General features: G+C 62.3%; 16 protein-coding genes. 6 read left to right on the top strand and 10 right to left on the bottom strand.

Features of this window, described 5'->3' with window-relative positions; genetic code table 11:
- Nucleotides 1-23 precede the first annotated feature (23 nt).
- The 7 genes from AC07OO_RS15480 to AC07OO_RS15450 all read right to left on the bottom strand — a co-directional run bounded on the left by AC07OO_RS15480 (nucleotide 24) and on the right by AC07OO_RS15450 (nucleotide 7,532).
- On the bottom strand, nucleotides 24-1,028 hold the full coding sequence (locus tag AC07OO_RS15480) for an ABC transporter substrate-binding protein (RefSeq protein WP_495082975.1): 1,005 nt from the start codon (nucleotides 1,026-1,028) through the stop codon (nucleotides 24-26).
- Between the two features lie 90 nt (nucleotides 1,029-1,118).
- Nucleotides 1,119-2,084, bottom strand: a complete 966-nt coding sequence (locus AC07OO_RS15475; protein ID WP_495082974.1) for an ABC transporter permease — start codon at nucleotides 2,082-2,084, stop codon at nucleotides 1,119-1,121.
- Nucleotides 2,081-2,977, bottom strand: a complete 897-nt coding sequence (locus AC07OO_RS15470) for an ABC transporter permease (RefSeq protein ID WP_495082973.1) — start codon at nucleotides 2,975-2,977, stop codon at nucleotides 2,081-2,083. Before AC07OO_RS15470 ends, AC07OO_RS15475 begins: the two co-directional genes overlap by 4 nt.
- Nucleotides 2,961-3,827: an ABC transporter ATP-binding protein gene (locus AC07OO_RS15465; protein WP_495082972.1), complete on the bottom strand. Its 867-nt coding sequence runs from the start codon at nucleotides 3,825-3,827 to the stop codon at nucleotides 2,961-2,963. The genes AC07OO_RS15470 and AC07OO_RS15465 overlap by 17 nt, the downstream gene beginning before the upstream one ends.
- A gap of 244 nt (nucleotides 3,828-4,071) precedes the next feature.
- Nucleotides 4,072-5,874 carry an aminopeptidase P family protein gene (locus AC07OO_RS15460; RefSeq protein ID WP_495082971.1) on the bottom strand — a complete coding sequence of 601 codons (1,803 nt, stop codon included), beginning with the start codon at nucleotides 5,872-5,874 and terminating at the stop codon, nucleotides 4,072-4,074.
- 266 nt (nucleotides 5,875-6,140) lie between these two features.
- Nucleotides 6,141-6,404, bottom strand: coding sequence for a hypothetical protein (locus AC07OO_RS15455; protein ID WP_495082970.1), 264 nt, complete (start codon nucleotides 6,402-6,404; stop codon nucleotides 6,141-6,143).
- A gap of 531 nt (nucleotides 6,405-6,935) precedes the next feature.
- Complete coding sequence (locus AC07OO_RS15450; protein WP_495082969.1) at nucleotides 6,936-7,532, bottom strand: hypothetical protein; 597 nt, start codon at nucleotides 7,530-7,532, stop codon at nucleotides 6,936-6,938.
- 216 nt (nucleotides 7,533-7,748) lie between these two features.
- Here AC07OO_RS15450 and AC07OO_RS15445 point away from each other — a divergent pair, with 216 nt between their 5' ends.
- Genes AC07OO_RS15445 through AC07OO_RS15435 form a run of 3 tightly spaced genes read left to right on the top strand, consistent with a single transcriptional unit; the run spans nucleotide 7,749 to nucleotide 11,008 of the window.
- Complete coding sequence (locus AC07OO_RS15445; protein ID WP_495082968.1) at nucleotides 7,749-9,188, top strand: sensor histidine kinase; 1,440 nt, start codon at nucleotides 7,749-7,751, stop codon at nucleotides 9,186-9,188.
- Between the two features lie 59 nt (nucleotides 9,189-9,247).
- The gene (locus AC07OO_RS15440; protein ID WP_495082967.1) at nucleotides 9,248-10,090 is read left to right on the top strand and encodes a LytR/AlgR family response regulator transcription factor; all 843 of its coding nucleotides are present in this window, start codon (nucleotides 9,248-9,250) and stop codon (nucleotides 10,088-10,090) included.
- A 60-nt stretch (nucleotides 10,091-10,150) separates the two neighbouring features.
- Entirely contained in the window at nucleotides 10,151-11,008 is an 858-nt protein-coding gene (locus tag AC07OO_RS15435) for a lysophospholipid acyltransferase family protein (protein WP_495083365.1), read from the top strand.
- A gap of 105 nt (nucleotides 11,009-11,113) precedes the next feature.
- On the opposite strand, the gene AC07OO_RS15430 is transcribed toward AC07OO_RS15435, so the two are convergent.
- Genes AC07OO_RS15430 through AC07OO_RS15420 form a run of 3 tightly spaced genes read right to left on the bottom strand, consistent with a single transcriptional unit; the run spans nucleotide 11,114 to nucleotide 14,818 of the window.
- Nucleotides 11,114-12,808, bottom strand: coding sequence for an ABC transporter ATP-binding protein (locus AC07OO_RS15430; protein WP_495082966.1), 1,695 nt, complete (start codon nucleotides 12,806-12,808; stop codon nucleotides 11,114-11,116).
- Nucleotides 12,809-12,824: 16 nt separating this feature from the next.
- Nucleotides 12,825-13,883, bottom strand: coding sequence for an ABC transporter permease (locus AC07OO_RS15425; RefSeq protein ID WP_495082965.1), 1,059 nt, complete (start codon nucleotides 13,881-13,883; stop codon nucleotides 12,825-12,827).
- Nucleotides 13,880-14,818, bottom strand: coding sequence for an ABC transporter permease (locus AC07OO_RS15420; protein WP_495082964.1), 939 nt, complete (start codon nucleotides 14,816-14,818; stop codon nucleotides 13,880-13,882). Before AC07OO_RS15420 ends, AC07OO_RS15425 begins: the two co-directional genes overlap by 4 nt.
- A gap of 105 nt (nucleotides 14,819-14,923) precedes the next feature.
- Between AC07OO_RS15420 and AC07OO_RS15415 the strand changes: the two genes are divergently transcribed.
- From AC07OO_RS15415 to oppB, 3 genes are all read left to right on the top strand, one after another.
- Nucleotides 14,924-16,753 (top strand): ABC transporter substrate-binding protein, encoded by a 1,830-nt coding sequence (locus tag AC07OO_RS15415; RefSeq protein ID WP_495082963.1) that lies wholly within the window; start codon nucleotides 14,924-14,926, stop codon nucleotides 16,751-16,753.
- A 150-nt stretch (nucleotides 16,754-16,903) separates the two neighbouring features.
- Nucleotides 16,904-18,514: a peptide ABC transporter substrate-binding protein gene (locus AC07OO_RS15410; protein ID WP_495082962.1), complete on the top strand. Its 1,611-nt coding sequence runs from the start codon at nucleotides 16,904-16,906 to the stop codon at nucleotides 18,512-18,514.
- A 12-nt stretch (nucleotides 18,515-18,526) separates the two neighbouring features.
- Entirely contained in the window at nucleotides 18,527-19,447 is a 921-nt protein-coding gene (oppB, locus tag AC07OO_RS15405) for an oligopeptide ABC transporter permease OppB (RefSeq protein WP_495082961.1), read from the top strand.
- The last annotated feature ends 7 nt before the right edge of the window (nucleotides 19,448-19,454 follow it).

Genomic DNA, 19,454 nt, shown 5'->3' with positions numbered 1-19,454 from the left:
CAGTTTACTGACTGACTGGTGGTTTACTTGGCCGCGGCGTCCCACACCACATGCGACATGGCCGCCGCGCCGGGGTCCTTCTTGATGACAGGCGAGCTGCCGCCGGCCAGCAAGACCTTGACGGTGCGCTCATACGCAGCGGGCTCCAAGTAGCCAATCTTGGGTGTGCCCGCATTGGTGATCAGTTTGGCCACGTTTTCCATCTGGCGCTTTTGCACCTTCAGCGTGGCGCTGCCGGAGGCATCCGCAGCGACCACCACCTTGGCGGCGGCCTCGGGGTCTTTGACGGCATCATTCCAGCCCTTGAACGTGGCCTTCAAAAACTTGGCCATGCGCGCCACAAAGGCCGGGTCCTTGAGCTTGGGCTCCAGCACATAGAGGCCGTCTTCCAGCGTGGCCACGCCTTCTTTTTCATAGAAGAATGTGACCAGGTCGCTCTCCTTGACGCCGGCGTCCACCACCTGCCAGTACTCGTTGTAGATCATGGTCGAGATGCAGGCGGCCTGGTTCTGCAGCAGCGGGTCTACATTGAAGCCCTGCTTGAGGATCTTGATGTCGGTGTCGGGCTTGTTGCCCAGCTTGCTCATCCAGTTCAGGAAGGGGTATTCATTGCCGCCATACCAAACGCCCAGCGTCTTGCCCTTCAGGTCCTTGGGGGTGGCCACGCCGCTGGCCTTTTTGCAGGTCAGCATCAGACCCGATTGGTTGAACACCTGTGCGATGTTGACCAGGGGCACGCCAGCCTCGCGCGAGGCCAGGGCGGATGGCATCCAGTCCACGACCACGTCAGCGCCATTGCCGGCAATCACCTGCGCGGGCGCAATATCGGGGCCGCCGGGCTTAATGGTCACCTCCAAGCCCTCGGCCTTGTAGTAGCCCTTGGCCTGCGCCACGTAGTAGCCGGCAAACTGCGCCTGGGGCAGCCACTTCAATTGCACAGTCACCTTGTCGGCGGCGTGTGCGGTCATGCCGCACACCGCCACTACCGCGGCCATCAGGCCTTTGCTCACCAGAGAAGAACGATTCATAGAACACTCCTTGGGTTTGGGATGGAAACAAAACACAACTGAACTAACGACTACGAAGAAAAACTAAAACGGGCACGGGGCCTGGGACCATTATTGTTGACCCCGAATCGACGGATGCCAAAACGCGGCACGCCGCTCCAAAGCAACAAGCAAGGCATAGGCCAACGAGCCGGTGACCGCGGCCACCACGATCGCACCCCATACCAAAGACATGTTCATCTTGGCCGCCTCGGTCGATATCCGAAAGCCCAGGCCCACCGTGGGTGAGCCAAAAAATTCGGCGACGATGGCACCAATCAGGGCCAGCGTGGCATTGACCTTCAGCGCACCAAAGATGAAGGGCGTAGCCGAAGGCAGGCGCAGTGACCACAGCGTGCGGCCATAACTGGCGGCATAGCTGTGCATCAGCTCGCGCTCCAGCTTGCCCGATGCCTGCAGGCCCGCCAGCGTGGACACCAGCATGGGGAAGAAGGTCATCAGCACGACGACCGCGGCCTTGGACGGCCACTCAAAGCCAAACCACATCACCGCGATTGGCGCCACCGCCACCAGCGGCACGGTGCTGGTGAGCGAGGCCAGGGGCAACAAGCCGCGCTGCAGAAACGGCATGCGGTCAATCGCCACCGCCACAGCAAAGCCCAGGCCACTGCCCAGCAGCCAGCCCACGCACACGGCCTTGAGCACGGTTTGGCTGAAGTCGTCCCACAGCTTGGTGGGGTTGTCGATCAGGGCCTGCAGGATCAGCGTGGGGGCGGGTAGCAGCACGCGCGGCACCTCCAAGGCAACGACCAGCATCTGCCAGAAGTACAACACCCACAGGCCAAAGAGGCCCGCGGTCAACACGCCGTCCCAGCGGGTGCCCTGAATGGCGGCTACGCGGCGTAGGGTCCACAGGGCAACCACACCCAAGGTGGCAAGCATCACCCAGAATACGGCGGTGGGCGGGCTGCTGCCTTGGGCCGCGGGGTGCAGGAACAGCAGGCTGGCGCAGGCCAGCGTAGCGAGCACCGCAACAGCCGTGGTGCGCAAGGATGGGGGGGCTGCCGGCTTCTTCATGGCTGCCTCCTATGCCGCAAAACCACATGCTCTGTGCCGGCCACCAGTGTGGTCAGCAACAGGCCCAACAGCGCCGACATCACCAGTGCCGACCAGATGGCCAGTGTGTTGCCATAGTAGGAGCCGGTCAGCAGGCGCGCGCCCAGGCCGGCCGTGGCACCGGTGGGCAACTCAGCCACCATGGCGCCGACCAGGCTGGCCGCAATGCCTACGCGCAGCGCTGGGAACAAAAAGGGCAGGGCTGCAGGCAGGCGCAGCATCCACAGGGCCTGCCAGCGGGTGGCGGCATAGGTGTGCATCATCTCGGTCTCAATCACCTGCGGCGAGCGCAAGCCCTGCACCATGGCCACGGTGACGGGGAAGAACGAGAGGTACATCGCAATGGCCGCCTTGGGTGCCAGGCCCTCCAGGCCCAAGCTGCCCAAAATCACCAGCACGATGGGCGCAATCGCCAGCACCGGCACGGTCTGCGAGGCCACGATCCATGGCAGCAGGGCGCGGTCCAGCGTGCGCGAGTGCACGATGGCCACAGCCAGCAGCAGGCCCAGCAGCGTGCCCAGTACAAAGCCGACCAGCGTGGTCTGACCGGTGACGGCCACGTGGAACAGCAAATTGCGCGGGGAATCCAGCGGCCAGTCCACCAGGCTGGACCAGAAGTCCAGCGCAATCTGGTGCGGGGCGGGCAGCACCGGGCGCTCCATATTCAGCGTGGTGCTGAGCACGTCTTGCCAAGTGAAGGGGTTGCCGGTGGGCGTCAGCACGCGTTCGATGGCGGCGCTGGCATTCATGGCCCAGGCGGCGCCGTACCAGATCAGCAGCAGCGCAAGCAGCACCACGGCGATCGGAGTTGCCTGCTTGAACAGGCCGATGGCAGACTTATTCGTGGTGGCCATCTGCAAGGGCCTCGCGCACTTCGTGCGCCACATCCATGAAGGCCTGCGTGTCGCGCAGGCCCAGGTGGCGTTCGTCGGGCAGCGGGGAGTCAATGACCTTGACAATGCGCCCGGGCCGCGGCGACATCACGACGATCTTGGTCGACAAATAGACCGCCTCGGCAATCGAGTGGGTCACAAACACCACGGTGCGGCGCTCGCGCTGCCACAGCTGCTGCAATTGTTCGTTGAGCCGGTCGCGGGTGATTTCGTCCAGCGCGCCAAAAGGCTCGTCCATCATCAAGATCTTGGGCTCAAAGGCCAGCGCGCGGGCGATGGACACGCGCTGCTGCATGCCGCCCGATAGCTGCCACGGGTATTTGCCTTCAAAGCCTTTGAGGCCCACGCGCTCCAGGTGCGCCAGGGCCGTGCTACGGTTCTGTGCTTTCTCGCCACCCTGAATCTGCAGCGGCAGCATCACGTTACCCAAAACGGTGCGCCAGGGGAACAGCGCGGGTGCCTGGAACACATAGCCATAGGCGCGGGCCAGGCGGGCCTCGTGCGGGCTGACGCCGTTGACCTGTACCTCGCCCTCGGTGATGTGCTCCAGGTCGGCGATCACGCGCAACAGCGTGGTCTTGCCGCAGCCCGAGGGGCCGATCAGGGAGACGAACTCGCCTTCGGCTATGCGCAGGTCGATGTTGGAGAGGGCGTGGACGGGGGTGTCGGCCGTCTGGTAGACCAGGCTGGCGTTGCGGACCTCCACCGCGGCGGTGGCAGATGCGGCAGCGCCGTCACTGCTGCCGGGGTTGCTGTCGCAGCCGGATGCGGACCTGGCACTGGGTGGCGCGGTGGATGGATCAGGTTTCATGGATAAAAACTAACCATTTGGTCAAATTATTGTAGGCCTTGCTTGCAAGATCCGTACCGCAATTTAGCCCACTATCCGCATTTACCCTGCCCCGGACTTACCCGCGTGTCCCCGGGGGCCTGCTCCAAGGCTGGAGGCCGGCTATTTCTACCCAATATGGGTTAGTTGAACAAGTGTCCAACGAAAAATGGCATTTAGCCCTCGTCGGTGCTTGTTATGCAGCTATCGAATGTATAGCGATCGCTCAGATCGCCTCGGTGCGCCGCAGCAGCCAGTCCAGCGCCGCGCCGCTGACCAGCGGTGAGAGTCGGGTGCGCACGGTGGCGTGGTAGGCGTTGAGCCAAGCGGTCTCGTCGGCGCGCAGCAGGCTCTTGTCGATGCAGCGGGTGTCGATGGGGCACAGCGTCAGCGTCTCGAATTCCAGGAAGTCACCAAACTGCTCCGTGGTCTTGGCGGGCACGTTCAGCACCAGGTTCTCGATGCGCACGCCCCATTGGCCAGCGCGGTACAGGCCGGGCTCGATGGAGGTGACCATGCCGGGCTGCATGGCCATGTTGGCGTCGGGAATGGCCTTGGAAATGCTTTGCGGGCCTTCGTGCACATTGAGGAAATAGCCCACACCGTGGCCGGTGCCGTGGCCGTAGTCCATGCCGTGTTCCCATAGCGGGCCGCGGGCCAGCGCATCCAGCATGGGCGACAGCGTACCCAACGGGAAGCGCGCGCGCGACAGGCCGATGGTGCCCTTGAGCACGATGGTGTAGTCGCGCTTTTGTGCGGCGCTGGGCGTGCCGATGGGCCAGACGCGGGTGATGTCGGTCGTGCCGCCGGGGTATTGGCCGCCGGAGTCGATCAGCAGCAGGCCGTCGCCCTCGATGACCGCATGGCTTTCGGCCGTGGCGCGGTAGTGGGGCATGGCGCCGTTGGCGTTGAAGCCGGCGATGGTGTTGAAGGACAGGCCGACAAAGCCGGGGCGCTTGGCGCGCTCCGCCGTCAGGCGCTCGTCAATCGTCAGCTCGGTGATGCGCTCTTTGCCCAGTGCGGATTCAAACCAGGCGTAGAAGGCGCACATGGCGGCGCCGTCCTGCTCCATGGCGGCACGCACGTGGGCGGCCTCAGATGCGTTCTTGCGGCTCTTGAGCAGGGTGCTGGGGTTGATGGCTTCCACCACCTTCACCGCTGCGGGGGCGCTTTCGCGCAGGCCCAAGGTGACGCGGCGTGGGTCCAGCAGCAGCACGGCATCGGCCGGCAATGTGGATAGTGCGGGGCCGGCCAGTGCATAGTCTTGCACGGCTACGCCGTCTTCCTTCAGGCGCGCGGCCAGGGCGGCGGGCACTTTGCCGGTGGCCACAAACAGCGTGGCACCGTTGGCGGTGATCAGCGCGTGGGCCAAGAAAACGGGGTTGTACGACACATCGGAGCCGCGCAGGTTGAACAGCCAGGCGATGTCGTCCACGGTGGAGATGAAGTGATGGCTGGCGCCCATGTGGGTCATGGCCGAGCGAACCTGGGCCAGCTTGACGCTGCGCGGCGCGCTGGCAAAGGCGGCTTCGTGTTCGTAGATAGGGGCCAGCGGCAGCGATGCGCGGTCGGGCCAGATGCTGGCAAACAGGTCCACATCGGTGCGCACGGTGGCGCCGACTTTGGCCAGTGTGTCGCGCAACTGTTGCGCTGCGGCCAGGCCCAGCACGGCGCCATCAACGCCGACCACTTGGCCATTGCCGGTGTTTTGCGCCAGCCACTGCACGTGGTGGGTAGATGCGCCGGTATCGATCTTGACCAGCTCAATGCCGGTGTGGGCCAGCTCGGTTTCGGCCTGTGTCCAGTAGCGGCTGTCGGCAAACAGCGCGGCGCGGTCGCGCGTGACGACCAAGGTGCCCATGGAGCCGGTGAAGCCGGACAACCATTCGCGGCCTTGCCAGCGCGCGGGCAGGTATTCGGACAGATGGGGGTCGCTGGAAGGCACCAGGCAAGCGGCCAGGCCCAGCTCCGTCATGGTGCTTTGGGCGCTGGCGATGCGTTGGGCAAAAACTTCAGGGCTGGCAGTCATCGCGGTTCCTTGTGGGAAGGGGGTTGGCGCCTGGGGTGGGGCGCAAACCTGCGATTGTAAAGAGTGGCTTTCGCGTTTGCCGCTGTGCGGCCGTAGTCCCTTCATGCAAGAGCGTTTCTGAGGGCGCCCGCCACAGGGCCGGGGTGAACGCCGCCGTTCGTGTCCCCCGCCCCTGCATGGTGCTTGCCATGCAGGGGCTCCTCCTTTACCTCACTTTGGCGCTCACCCCAGCCCAGCGGCTGGAGGTTCCTCTATGAGTCTCTCTCTTACAGGCGGGTTACGCCGGGCACATAACCCACGAGTTCGCCGTTGACATACAAGGCGCCTTCGGGCGCGCCGGCTTCGGCATAGAACTCGTAAACCATCTCGGTGGGTGCGCGTTGGCGGGCCCGCTCGGTGGCGCTCAGGGCGCGCGACAACTGTGCCAAGCTATGGCTGACCGCACGCAACATGCCTGCTAACAGGCGACGAACAGATGGACCGTGTGGGGCGTAGTACGGGGCGGTCCGGGTGTGAAAACTTCCTACCATGGTGATGTCTCCTGGCTGGGCGGCCGCGTCCTGGGCGGGCGCCGGATTGATTTATTGACAACTGGGGGGTCTGGCGTGGGCGGCTACGGGGCCGCGGGATCGCACAGGTTTTTGCAGACAAATATTGGCGGGCAACAGGGTGAAATGCGACATAGGTATCTCCTTCGGTTGGTGGTGGTGGCAGAAAAAAACAGGTACAAAAAAAGCCCGGACTGCTTTCGCACCCGGGCTTCTGTGGAGAGAAGAACGCTTGACAGGTCAAGCGTGCACTCGTCGTCTCACAGACGCCCCCGGTCGGGCGCGACGGTTATTTCCACCTCGATTGGCACGGTCCAATGGCTTGGCCGACAGCTGCGCCGCGCGCTGGCTGAGACAAGCAATTTCAAAAACAAACAGGACCATGGAAAACGGGTGGAGGGTTGATCGGACTTGCAGTGCGGGTGCTCTAGGCACCATGGGCGCTGCAAACTTGCTCAAATGATAAATTAAGATTAATTTTGAGCAAATAGTTTTTATCAAAAAAGATAAAAACTATTTCTTCTGTCGCAGAGGTGCAACACCGGCTTGGGAGCGCAGCCACAGGGAGTGGGCGTCCGTGGTGGGGGAGGCCTGGGCTGTGGCGGGGGCCGTGGCTGGCGCCTTCGGTTTCGTGGCCGTGGTGGGTGCCGCGGCGGGCTTGGCCTCGCTCGCGGTGGGGGTCAGCACCTCACCCAGCAGGTCCAGCAAACGGGTACGCGCCCGTTGCGGGTGGCGGCGGTAATAGGTCAGCACCAGGCCAATGATGAAGCGCTCGTCATCATCCCGCGGGGCGTGGCTGTCGCTGGCGGATTCGGCCACTGCAGCGGGTTTGGCGGGGCTGGCGCCTTGGGCGTGGACCTGGTCCATCCAGCCGTGGGGCTTGTGGCATAGCTGCTCGAACTGGCGGGCCAGGCGCTCCCCGATCTGGCGGGAGCGGCCCTTGATCTGGCTCCAGTAGCTGGGCTGTATCTGCACCTTTTCGGCAAAGCGGCCTTCCAGCCCTCGCAGGGTGGCGGCATCGGGGTGTTTGATCGTGTTGCGCACAAACTCATCGAACAAGGCTAGTGCGTTGTCAAAGCGGATCTGTGCCAGGTCGAAAGGGCTGGACATAGGTGCGAATGATAAACCTGCCTTGCGCAAGGCCTATGGCAGGCCCGCCCGCCGTCCCCGCTGCGTCCCGGGAGATAGACCCATCGCGTCATCGGTTTGTCACGGTGTTTTGCAGTTTGTGCACGGCTTTGGGCAGTGCGTCGCCTGCTGCTGGCGGCGCCCGCGGCGGTCTGGGTACAGTCAAGGCATTCATAGTCGTTGAGTGAGCCTTTTGCCATGAGCAGTCCCAATATTCCGCAACCGATCTCCAGCGCCTGGACGCGCTTTGCCACGGCCTGTGTGGCCACCTACCACCGCTACGGGAATTGGTTGGTCAGCATCAGTTGGTGGCGTTTCATGGGGCTGTCCTTGCTGTTGCTGATTGCCGTGGGGGTTATCCACGATCTGCCGCCCTTTAGCTGGACCTATGTCGAGCCCGTGCACCGGCACGCAACCCCTAAACCGCCTCAGCCGCCCAAAGCCCGTGCAGAAGTGCACAAAGAGAAGTCTTCGAAAAATGGCAAAGACGGACTGGATATTGTGGTCAACGAGCGCGGTGTGAAGGTCACTTCCATCCCGGCTACGCCTGTTCCACCCACGCCCGCACCCGCAGCGTCGCCCGCGCCCGCGGCGCCGGCCGCCCCAGCTGCGAAGGCCGAAGTGGCCGAGCCGGCCACTCCCAAGCCGGAAATCCATATCACGCTACCGCCAGGTGCAGACAACGAAACCGTGCGCGAAGCCATAGCGGACGCCAAGCGGGACATCCAGGATGCCATGCAAGAGGCACGCAGAGACGCCAAGCAGGCGGCAGAGGACGCCCGGAGCATTGCAGAGGAGGCTAGAGACGCCGCCGAAGAGGCCATGGGCGTATGGCGGCCCTCGTCGGGGCGCATCCACACCTACGGCGAATCCATGATGCCGCTGACGATGTGGTTCATCCTGCTGTCGGGCATCTTGAAGATCACCTACAAGGGCAAGGTTCAGGCCGAGGCCAAGGCCGCACAGGCTACCGAGGTGGCTGAGTCCGAATCGCTGAAACGCCAGGTCATCGAGGCCCGCATGGCCGCGATGCAGGCCCAGGTGGAGCCGCACTTCTTGTTCAACACGTTGGCCAGCATTGACCACTTGATAGAAACCGACCCGGCCCGCGCCAGCATCATGCAAAAGAATTTGATTGCCTTGTTGCGCGCCAGCATGCCCAGCATGCGAGAGGCCAATGCGCAGGGCAGCACGCGGGACCTGGGCAAGGAGCTGGCCGTGATACGCCCCTATCTGGAGATCCTGAAGGTGCGCATGGAAGAGCGCCTGCAGACCGAGGTGCGCGTCAGCGACGGCTTGCTGTCCGCCGAGTTCCCGCCCATGATGCTGCAAAGCCTGGTGGAGAACGCCATCAAGCACGGGCTGGAGCCCAAGGCCGAGGGCGGGCAGTTGACCGTCAGCGCCGAGATTGTGCATGGCAAGCTGGCCGTGGCCGTCGTCGACACCGGTCTGGGCTTTGGCAAGGCCGCCACCGCAGGCACCGGTATTGGTTTGAGTAACATCCGGGAACGCTTGGCTTTGCTGTACGGCGGCAAGGCCAGCCTGAATGTGGCGGAGACAGCCGGCGGCGGCACCACGGTGACGATCACGGTGCCCTATGTGGTCCGCACCGAAGACCCGCCGGCGCCGGCCGCATGATGGCCGCAGCAAGAGACGACAACACAAGAAACAATGCTTTGCATGGATGGAGTGAACCAATGACCCGCGCCCTGATTGCCGATGACGAACGCCTGATGCGTGAACAGCTGCGCGCCCGCCTGCAAGAGGTGTGGCCCGAGCTGGAGATCGTGGCCGAAGCCAAGAACGGCCTGGAGGCCGTGGCCCTGACCGAGCAGCACCACCCCGACATCGTGTTCCTGGACATCCGCATGCCCGGCCTGACCGGTGTGGACGCAGCGCGGCAAATTTCTCAGTTGCCCACCTTTGACGAGGCCGATGGCTGGCCGGGTTGCGAGATCGTCTTCATCACCGCCTACGACCAGTACGCCGTGCAGGCCTTTGAGCAGGGCGTGGTGGACTATGTGCTCAAGCCCGCCGAGCGCGAGCGCCTGATGGTGACCGTGGACCGCATACGCAAGCGCATGGCGGACCGCGCGGCGTCGTCCGCGTCGATCAGCAGCGCGGACGACTTGCCAACCCCCCTACCCGCCCACACGCCCGATATGCAGCAACTGCTGCAAAAGCTGGCCGGCCAGCTCAACCCCCAAGGACCCGCGAAGCTGCAGTGGATACAGGCCACGGTGCGCCAGGCCATCCAGATGATTCCGGTGGAAGACGTGCTGTTCTTCGTGTCCGACGAAAAGTACACCCGCGTGCAGACCGCCACGCTGGAGGCGCTGATCCGCAAGCCCATCAAGGAGCTGGTCGAAGAGCTGGACATGCAACTCTTCTGGCAAATCCACCGCTCCACCTTGGTCAACATCAAGGCCGTAGCTGGCGTCAGCCGCGATGAGCGCGGCCGCCAACTGGTCAGCGTGCGCGGCAGCAACGAGAAGCTGGAAGTGAGCCGCAGCTACACCGGCCTGTTCAAGGCCATGTAGTCCACGCCCTCATCCGCGCTGTTGGCAGGCCCGTCAGCGACAATGGCCGCCACTATGTTGATGGTTCGTCTGTTTCGCCTGCTGGGCCGCCTGCCTTTGTCCTGGATGCAGCGCCTGGGTGCGCTGCTGGGCTGGCTGGCGTGGTTGTTGTCCGGTGCCTACCGCCGCCGCCTGGAGCAGCAGGCATCCGACGCCGGGTTCACCCCCGCGCAGTACCGCCCCGCCGTGGGTGCAATCGGCACCATGGTGACCGAGCTGCCGTGGCTGTGGCTGCGCCCACAGGGCCAGGGCGTGCTGCACCTGGTGCAGTGGGACGGCGTGCAGCACTTTGAGGCCGCGCTGGACGCGGGTCAGGGCGTCATCCTGGCTCTGCCGCATCTGGGCTGCTGGGAAATGATTGGCCAGTCTCTGGCCGAGCGCTATGGCCCTACGCGCGGCCCTCTGGTGGCCTTGTACCGGCCGGCGCGCAAGGCCTGGCTGGCACCTTTGGTGGCCAGCTCGCGCGACCGCCCCGGCCTGAAGGCCGTGCCCACCAGCGTGTCGGGCGTGCGCAGCCTGATCCGTGTGCTGCGCGGCGGCGGCTATACCGCCATCCTGCCGGACCAGGTTCCGCCCCAAGGCCAGGGTGCCTGGGCCCCGTTCTTTGGCCGGCCTGCCTACACCATGACGCTACTACCAAGGCTGGCCCAGCAAAGCGGCGCCAAAGTGCTGCTGTGTTGGTGTGAGCGCCTGGGGGCCGGCAAGGGCTATGTGATGCACTTCGAGCCTTTGGACGCGCCTGCACTGCACGACGCCCAAGCCACGCCCGAGGCGGCCACGGCCGCCGTCAACGCCGGCATGGAGCGGCTGATCGCCCGTGCGCCGGGCCAGTACCTGTGGTCTTACAACCGGTACAAGCAGCCGGCGCAGGATGCCTGAGTAGAGCGTTGGATTTTGGATGCGCTACAAATTAAATAGCGCATTAAACATATACGACGAGGGCTAGCGGCCGATTGACCTTAAGCCGATCGGCCCAAACTCTGTTCAAGCGACCGCGGGTGCCGCCGTCCGTGCTGCCAGGCCCTTGGGAATGGCCTTGAGCAACTGCTGGGTGTAGGCGTGCTGCGGGTTGCGGTAAATCTCTTCGGCCAGGCCGCGCTCCACAATCTCGCCCTGGCTCATGACCAGCATGTCGTCAGCCATGTACTTGACCACGGCCAGGTCATGGCTGATGAACACGTACGACAGGCCAAACTCTTCTTGCAGGTCCAACAGCAGGTTCAGCACCGTGGCCTGTACGCTGACGTCCAGCGCGCTGACACTTTCGTCGCAGACGATGATCTCGGGCTTCATGGACAGGCAGCGCGCAATGGCGATGCGCTGGCGTTGGCCGCCAGAGAATTCATGCGGGTACTTGCCAAACGCATTGCGGGGCAGGCCTACTTTCTCCAGCAGGGCCAGGGCCATGCGGGCGCGCTCGTCTTCGTCTTTGCCAATGCTGTGGATGCGCATGGGCTCCATCAGGATCTGCGCAATCGTGAAGCGGGGGTTCAGGCTGGCATAGGGGTTTTGGAAGATGATCTGGATGCGGCTGCGGTATGCGCGCATCTGGTCGGCGTTCAAATGGGCCAGGTCCTTGCCGTCAAACAGAATGCTGCCGGTGGTGGCATCGGTCAGGCGGGTCAGCATCATGCCGATCGTGGTCTTGCCCGACCCGGATTCACCCACCACACCCAGCGTGCGGCCCTTGTGCAGCGTGAAGTCGGCCTGCTTGACCGCGGGGAAGATGGTGTGGCCGAACAGGCCGCGCTTGAGCTTGTATTCCTTGCGCAGGCCGCTGACCGTGACCAGGGGCGCGCCGGTGGCGGCCGTGCTGACGCGCTGCTCGGTGACGATGGGGCGGTTTTCCACAAAATCGTCGATGACGGGCAGGCGCTTGGGGCGGTTGTCCAGGTTGGGGCGGCAGGCAATCAAGGCCCGTGTGTAGGTGTCCTTGGGGGCGTTGAAGATGGTTTCCACATCGCCGGTCTCGCGCACTTGGCCGTGGCGCATGACGATGACCTGGTCGGAGATTTCGCCGACCAGGCCCAGGTCGTGGCTGATGAACAGCACGCTCATCTTCTTGCGCTGCTGCAGCTTGGAGATCAGGTCGGTGATCTGGCGCTGCACGGTCACGTCCAGTGCGGTCGTGGGCTCGTCGGCAATCAGCAGCTTGGGCTCGCAGGCGATGGCGATGGCGATCATCACGCGCTGCTGCTGGCCGCCCGACAGTTCGTGCGGGTAGGCCTTGAGGCGCTCCTTGGGGTTGGGAATGCCCACCTCGGTCATCAGCTCCAGCGCCCGGTCCAGCGCCTGGCGCGGATTCAGGTTCATGTGGATGCGCAGCACCTCGGCAATCTGCTCACCAACGGTGAACACGGGGTTCAGCGAGCTCATGGGCTCCTGGAACACCACCGAGATGTCCTTGCCGCGCATGGCGCGGATGTCTTCGGTGGGGGCGGTCAACAAATTGTTGCCGTTGTAGAGGATCTTGCTGTCCGGGCTGACGATGGCGTTTTCGGGCAGCAGGCGCACGATGCTCATGGCGGTGACGCTCTTGCCGCTACCGGATTCGCCGACCAAGGCCACGGTGGAGTTGGCGGGGATGTCGAAGCTCACACCCTTGACGGCTTGGGCCGTCTCGGTCTTGCTCATCCGAAAGGAAACCTGCAGGTCTTGAACGCTGATTAGATTGGTCATTCTTGTTCTCCAGCGATCAACGCAGTTTGGGGTCCAGCGCGTCGCGCAGCGCATCGGTCAACAGGGCGAAGGCGGTCACAAACGTGGCCATCATCGTTGTGGCGGCAATCAGCTGCCACCACTTGCCCTGCACCAGCTCGGATTGCGCCTCGGTCAGCATCGTGCCCCAGCTCACCATGTCCAGCGGCACGCCCAGGCCCAGGAAGGACAAGATCACCTCGGCCTTGATGAAGCTCACCACATGCAGGCTCAATTGCACCAGCACCACGTGGCTGATGTTGGGCAGTATGTGCACAAACATGCGCGACATGTGGCTGGCGCCAATGGCCTCGGCCGCACGCACGTACTCGCGGGAACGGTGCTTGATGTATTCGGCGCGCACCAGGCGGTAGATGCCGGTCCAGCCCACCACGCTCAAGATGATGATGACGGTCCACACGCCGCCGCTGATGACCTTGGCCATGGGGCCGGATTTCAGCACGGCGGCTACGGACAGCATCAGCAGGATGTAGGGGATGGACGTGAACACGTTGTACAGCCATTCCAGAAAGTCCCCGGCCTTGCCGCCGAAGTAGCCGCCAATGGCGCCCAGGATGGTGCCGATGATGGTGGCAAACAGCGCTGAGATCAGCCCCACCGTGATGGAGACCTGGCCGCCCTTGATGACCTTGCTGACAATGTCGCGGCCCAGTTGGTCGCCGCCAAAGGGCAGGGTGTCGGACTTTTCAGCCGCCTTGGTATTGAACTTGGAGGCCCGCTCGGCCCACTCTTTGTAGCGAGGCGCCAGCGGGTCGATATCGCTGATGTCTACGGCCGCACCCTCTGCGCCTTCGACGACCGCGGTTTGTGATCCATCCACAATCTTGCCAACGAAGTGGGGCGGGGCGAAAGCCGTGCCCACTTCCTTTTGCCAGTCCTTGGCTACCAGCCCCAACTGGGCCAACACCACCAGGCCGATGAACAGCAGCGTGATGACCAGCGAGACCATGCCCACGCGGTTGCCCTTGAGGCGCTTCCAGGCCGATGCCCAGACGCCGGGCGAATGGGGTAGCGCTTGCACAATATCCAGACTCATTTCAGCACCACCCGTGGATCAACAAATTTATAGAGAACGTCGGTCACCAGGTTGATGACCATGGTCAGGGTTGCCAGGTACACCGTGGCGGCCTGGATGACGGGGTAGTCACTGCGGTTCACGGCGGTTACGACTTCGCGGCCCAGGCCGGGAATGGAGAAGAAGGCTTCAATCAGGAAGGAGCCGATGAAGATGCCGGGTAAGAGCGTGGCCACATTCGTCAGGATGGGGATCATCGCGTTGCGCAGCACATGCTTGAACAAGATGGTGTTCTCGGTCACGCCCTTGGCGCGGGCCGTGCGCACATAGTCGTGGCCGATCTCGTCGAGGAAGAAGCTGCGGTACAGGCGCGTTTCGGGCGCCAGGCTGACCAGCACCACCAGCAAGACGGGCAGCGGCGCGTAGGTGGTCAGGTTCTTCCACAGGCTGTCGCTCCAGCCCTGCACCGGGAACCAGCCTAGCAGGAAGGCGAATACATATTGCCCCACGACGATGTAGACCAAGAGGCTGATGGACAGCGCCACGGTGGAAATCAGCATCACGGTGCGGTCGATCAGGCTGCCGCGCACATAGGCCACGGCCATGCCGGCGGTGATGGCCAGTGCCAGTTGCAGTATCAGGATGGGGACCATGATGGTCAGCGTGACGGGCAGGCGTGTGGCGAAGATCTCGGAGATGGCTTCGTTCGTGGCCCAGCTCTTGCCCCAGTTGAAGGTGAAGATCTGCTGCATGAAGATCCACAACTGCTCCCAAACCGGGCGTTCCAGCCCCAATTGGGTGCGAATGGATGCAATTTGGGCCTTGGTGGCACTTTGGCCGGCCATGATGGTGGCCGGGTCGTCGCCGAACCATTTGAACAAAAAGAAGATCAGAAGAATCACACCCACGAGGGTGGGGATCATCTGCAAAAGGCGTCGGATGATGTATGAAAACATAAAATTTGTCGTTTCACTAGGGTGAAACGCCCATGGAACTTGCGCAAGGCGCGGATTATGCTTCACGCTTTGCGTCACCGCATCAGTGTTTGTCTGAGGATAGAAATGAAGGTTGTTAAGTATTTAGGGGCTGCGGCTGTGTTATCGCTGGCCCTGACCCAGGTCCATGGTGCCGAATCGGCGAACCAGCCCGAAAAGGTGTTCCGCTATGCGTTCCGGGTCGCTGAGACGGGGTTCGATCCGGCCAAGATTTCCGATCTGTACTCGCGTACGGTCACCGAAAACGTGTTTGAAGCGCTGTACACGTTTGACTACCTGGCGCGGCCGGTCAAGGTCATTCCCTTGATTGCGGATGGCATGCCGGTCATCACCGACGACTTCAAGACCTACACCATCAAGCTCAAGCACGGTATCTATTTTGCGGATGACGCGGCCTTCTGTGATGCAGAGGGCAAGAACTGCAAGAAGCGCGAAGTGACCGCGCAAGACTTTGTCTACAGCATCAAACGTATATACGACCCCAAGACCATCAGCCCGGTGGCCAGCGACTTTGAAGAGCTGAAGCTGGTGGGGATGAACGAGTTGCGCGCCAAGGCCGAAAAATCGAGCACGGGATTTGATTACGACACGGAGGTCGAAGGCCTGCGGGCCTTGGACCGCTACACCATCCAGTTCAAACTGATGGAGACCCGTCCACGTTTCCTATACAACCTGGCGGACTCCAGCATCGTGGGCGCGGTGGCACGCGAAGTCATCGAAAAGTATGCCGACAAGACCATGGAGCACCCGGTGGGCACGGGGCCTTTCAAGCTGGACCGCTGGAAGCGTTCGTCGAGCATGACCTTTGTCAAGAATCCGAACTTCCGCGAATCCTATTACGACGCCCAGCCCGCCCCGGATGACGCCGACGCGCAAGCCATCTACAAGCAGATGAAGGGCAAGCGCCTGCCCATGGTGGACAAGGTGGAGGTGTCCATCATTGACGAGGAGCAGCCCCGCTGGCTCGCCTTCCTGGGCAACGAGCATGATTTCTATGAGCGCATGGCGCCCACCTTTGCCTACCAGGCCATACCCAATAACAAGCTGGCGCCCAACCTCGTGAAGCGCGGTATTGTGATGGCGCGGACGGTGTCACCCGATGTGGTGGTGCACTACTTCAATATAGAGGACCCCATCGTCGGTGGTTACACACCCGATAAGGTGGCCCTGCGCCGCGCCATTGCGCTGGCCTTCCACTCGGAAGAGGAAATCAAGCTGCCGCGCCGCAACCAGGCCATGGCCGGGCAGAGCACGATTCAGCCCATGACCTACGGCTACGACCCGAAATTCAAGACCGAAATGAGCGAATACAGCCCGGCCAAGGCCATGGCCTTGCTGGATATGTATGGGTATGTGGACAAGGACGGTGACGGCTGGCGCGATATGCCGGACGGCAAGCCCTTGGTCATTGAATACGCCTCGCAAGCGGATGCGCTGTCGCGGGAATTGACCGAGATCTGGCGCAAGAGCATGGACGCCATTGGCGTCAAGATCAAATTCAAGATTGCCAAGTGGCCCGAAAACCTGAAGGCCGCCCGCGCCAACAAGCTGCAGATGTGGGGGCTGGGCTATAGCGCCAGCGTGCCCGATGGTGATGGCGCGCTGGGCCTGGCCTATGGTCCTGCCAAGGGCGAAGGCAATCTGTCGCGCTTTGATTTGCCGGCTTTCAACAAGTTGTATTTACAACAGCAGGTCATGCCCGATGGCCCTGAGCGCCTGGCCGTGATGCAACAGGCTTCCAAGCTGATGGTGGCCTATATGCCCTACAAAGTGAGTGCGCACCGCATCATGACCGACATGCTGCACCCCTGGTTCTCGGGCTATCTGCGCCATCCCACATCCCGTGCATTCTGGAAGTACATCGACGTCGACATGACCAAGGTGCCCAAGTCATAAAGGGTTTACCCTCATGACCCCGGCCCACCGGGGTGCTGGGGGGAGCCCCTACAATTCGGCACTTTCCTCAAATGCTTATCTGCAACCCGGGAGGGCGGTCGGATGTTCGCACAACGAACCCATGCCTGCCTTCAAATGATTAGGAACACCATGCAATTGCGCACCCAACTGACGGCCGTCGCGGCCCTGACCTTGGCATTGGCCGGCCCCAGCCTGGCTGCGATCCTCCCACCCGGCACCCAACTGCATGCAACGCAGAACCTGGTGCGCAGCAATGGTTCCGAACCCGAGAGCATGGACCCCGCGGTGGCAGAAACTGTGCCCGCCAACCAGATTCTGCGTGATCTGTTCGAAGGCCTGACCGCTACCGACACCACCGGCAAGACCGTCCCCGGCGTGGCCGAGAGTTGGAAGCAGACCAATCCCACGACCTGGGTCTTCAAGCTGCGCACCAATGCGAAGTTTTCCAATGGTGACCCCATTGTTGCGGACGATTTCGTCTACGGCATCCGTCGCTTCGTGGACCCCAAGACAGCATCGCCTTATGCTGCCACGTTCGGTAATTTCCTGCTGAATGGCCTGGAAGTGGCGCAAGGCAAAAAGCCTACGACCGAACTGGGCGTCAAGGCGCTGGACAAGCACACGCTGGAACTCAAGACCCAGGACCCGGTGCCTTTCATGGCAGAGCTGGTTGCCAACACCCAGTTGGGCCCCGTTCACAAAGCCACGGTTGAGAAGTTTGGCAAGGACTGGGTCAAGCCCGGCAATATGGTCGGCAATGGCGCGTTTGTGCTGAAGGACTGGCAGGTCAACAACCGTATCGTCGTGGAAAAAAATCCCCAGTATTGGGACGCTGCCAATGTGCAGCTGGCCAAGGTGACTTATCTGCCCATTGAAGACCAGTTTGCGGACATCAAGCTGTGGGAGTCCGGTGAGACGGACTACGTTTACCAAATGCCCCCAGGCGTGTTTGATAAGTACAAGGCGCAGTACCCCAAGGAACTGCGCAACCAGGCCATCATCGGCGTGCGCTACTACGATTTCCAGACCAAGGACCCGGTGTTCAAGGATGTGCGCGTGCGCAAGGCCTTGTCCATGGTCATCGACCGCGAAATCTTGTCCAAGCGCGTCACGGCCGATGGCCAACCACCCGCGTACAGCCTGATCGTCAATGGCGTGGTCGGCGCGGACCCCACGCCCTACGAGTGGGCCAACTGGCCCATGGACAAGAAAGTGGCTGAGGCGAAAAAGCTGTTGGAGCAGGCTGGCGTGAAGCCCGGCACCAAGTACACCTTCTCGTACAACACCAGCGAATACCACAAGAAGATGGCCGTGTTCGTGGCCTCTGAGTGGAAGACCAAGCTCGGCATCATCATGGAAACCGAGACCATGGAATTCAAGGTGCTGGCCAAGAAGCGCCACGATGGCGCGTTCCAATTGGCGCGCAATGGCTGGCTGGCTGACTACAACGATGCGACCACCTTTCTGGCTCTGGTGCGCTGCGACTCCGACCAGAACACCAACTTCTATTGCGACCGTGAAGCCGAAGCCCTGATCCAGAAGGGCAACCAGTTGACCGATGCGGCCAAGCGCAAGGAATTGCTGACCCAGGCCTCCAAGAAGATCATGGATGGCTACCCCATCATCCCCATGGTGCAGTATTCCTTGCCGCGTTTGATCAAGTCCTATGTCGGCGGCTATTCGGAGTTGAATCCGCAAGACCACTACCGCAGCAAAGACTTCTACATCATCAAGCACTAAGGGGCTTTCGCGATGTGGTCTTACACCCTGCGCCGCATTCTGGCGGCGATCCCGACCGTGTTCGTCGTGATCACGGTCTGCTATCTGCTTTTGCATGCCACGCCCGGCGGTCCCTTCGACAGCGACCGCAAAGTGTCGGCCGCCGTGCTGGCCAACCTGGAGGCCAAATACCACCTGGACCTGCCGCTGTGGCAGCAATACCTGTTGTACTTCAAAGGCCTGCTGCAAGGTGATCTGGGTGCTTCGTTCCGCTATGCGGACTGGTCCGTCAATGACCTGGTAGCGGCCGCGTTGCCGGTGTCTCTGGGTATCGGTGGCATCGCCATGTTGCTGTCGGTGGTGATCGGTGTCAGCCTGGGTATTTTTGCCGCGTTGCGGCAGAACAGCGTGGTGGACCACTTTGTAATGCTGTTGGGCAACGTGGGCAGCGCCGTGCCCAGCTTCGTGCTGGGCCCGGTGATGATCATCATCTTTGCGATCGCTCTGAAGTGGTTGCCTGCGGGTGGCTGGCATGATTTCGATTTTCGTTTCATGATTCTGCCCATCGCGTTGCTGACCATCATCAATGTGTCCACCATTGGTCGCGTTATGCGCGGCAGCTTGATCGAGGTGATGCACAGCAACTTCATCCGCACGGCGCGCGCCAAAGGCCTGCCCACCCGCGTGGTGGTGATGCGCCATGCATTGAAGCCCGCGCTATTACCTGTGGTCTCGGTGCTCGGCCCGCTCGCGATTTCGTCGATCACAGCCGCACTGGTTACGGAGACCGTGTTTTCCTTGCCCGGTCTGGGCAAGTTGATCGTGAATGGTGCGGGCAACCGCGACTACACCCTGGTGCTGGGCTTGGTGGTCTTGATCACCGTGTTGACCGTCACCTTGAATCTGCTGGTGGACTTGGCCTATGCCTGGCTGGACCCCAAGATTCGTTACTGAGTTTCCT

The sequence above is a fragment of the Rhodoferax sp. GW821-FHT07G04 genome (genome assembly GCF_059418585.1).
Note: the sequence above shows the minus strand (reverse complement) of the source record. Positions and strands in the feature narration are given on the sequence as shown.